Source organism: Inquilinus sp. NPDC058860, assembly GCF_042743185.1.
Classification (GTDB): Bacteria; Pseudomonadota; Alphaproteobacteria; order DSM-16000; family Inquilinaceae; genus Inquilinus.
Window position 1 is genome coordinate 1 of sequence record NZ_JBHYMS010000143.1, and the last position, 1,662, is coordinate 1,662.

1 protein-coding gene is annotated in these 1,662 nt (G+C 71.1%); it reads left to right on the forward strand.

Translation table 11 applies throughout. The features are described 5' to 3' along the window. Nucleotides 1-16: 16 nt before the first annotated feature. On the forward strand, nucleotides 17-1,662 hold a 1,646-nt coding region (gene glmS / locus ACFW16_RS36105), incomplete at its 3' end, for a glutamine--fructose-6-phosphate transaminase (isomerizing) (RefSeq protein WP_380313930.1).

The following is a 1,662-nucleotide window of genomic DNA, read 5'->3' on the forward strand; positions in this document are numbered from 1 at the left end:
AGCGGGAGAAGGGCTGATGTGCGGCATCGTCGGCATCGTCGGGAGGCGGCCGGTGTCGTCCCGCCTGGTCGAGGCGCTGAAGCGCCTGGAGTATCGCGGTTATGACTCGGCCGGCATCGCCACCCTGGTCGGTGGGCGGATCGAGCGCCGCCGGGCGGAAGGCAAGCTGGTCAATCTGGAGGCCCGGCTGGGCGAGGATCCGGTCGACGGCACCATCGGCATCGGCCACACCCGCTGGGCCACCCATGGCCGGCCGAGCGAGACCAACGCCCATCCGCATGCGACCGGCCGGGTCGCGATCGTGCACAACGGCATCATCGAGAATTTCCGCGAGCTTCGGCGCGAGCTCGAGGGCCTGGGCCACGTCTGTGCGACCGAGACCGATTCCGAGATCGTCGCCCATCTGGTGACGCATTACCTCGACCGGCAGATGGCGCCGCGCGAGGCCAGCGCCGCGGCCTTGAAGCGGCTGGAGGGGGCGTTCGCGCTGGCCTTCCTGTTCACCGGCGAGGAGGACCTCTTGGTGGTCGCCCGGCGCGGCTCGCCGCTGGCCATCGGCTTCGGCGACGGCGAGATGTATGTCGGCTCCGACGCCCTGGCGATCGGGGCCTGGACCGACCGGATCTGCTATCTCGACGAAGGCGACCGGGCGGTGATCGCCAGGAGCGGCGTCGAGATCTACGACGCCGAGGACCGGTCGGTGGCCCGGCCGGTGAAGCCGATCGCCCAGACCGGGGCGCTGATCGGCAAGGGCGACTTCCGTCACCACATGCTGAAGGAGATCTACGAGCAGCCGGCGGTGGTGGGCGACACGCTGCGCACCATGCTGGACCCGGCGACCCGGGCGATCGTGCTGCCGGCGCTGCCCTTCGACTTCGCCGATGTGCCGCGCGCCACCATCGTCGCCTGCGGCACCGCCTTCTATGCCGGCATGGTGGCGAAGCACTGGTTCGAGACCGTGGCCCGGCTGCCGGTCGAGATCGACATCGCCTCGGAGTTCCGCTACCGCGAGGCGCCGCTGCCCGAGGGCGGCCTGGCGATCTTCGTGTCGCAGTCGGGCGAGACCGCGGACACGCTGGCGGCCTTGCGCTACGCCCGGTCGCAGGGCCAGCGCATCCTGTCGATCGTCAACGTGCCGGACAGCTCGATCGCGCGCGCGAGCGACGCGGTGATCCAGACCCTGGCGGGGCCGGAGATTGGCGTCGCCTCGACCAAGGCCTTCACCACCCAGCTGACCGTGCTGGCCTGCCTGGCCGTGGCCGCGGCGCGGGCGCGCGGCGCCATCGACGCGGCGCGGGAGGCGGCGCTGTCGACCGCCCTGACCGAGGTGCCGGGCCGCCTGGCCGACGTCTTGAACCACGACGGCACGATCCGCGACCTGGCCCACCAGGTGGCGCTGGCGCGCGACGTGCTGTATCTCGGCCGCGGCCTGTCCTACCCGCTGGCGCTGGAAGGCGCCTTGAAGCTGAAGGAGATCAGCTACATCCACGCCGAGGGCTACGCCGCCGGCGAGATGAAGCACGGGCCGATCGCGCTGATCGACGACAAGGTGCCGGTGATCGTGCTGGCGCCGCGCGACGCGGTGTTCGACAAGACGGTGTCGAACGTGCAGGAGGTGATGGCCCGCGGCGGCAAGGTGATCTTCTTCTCCGACCCGGACGG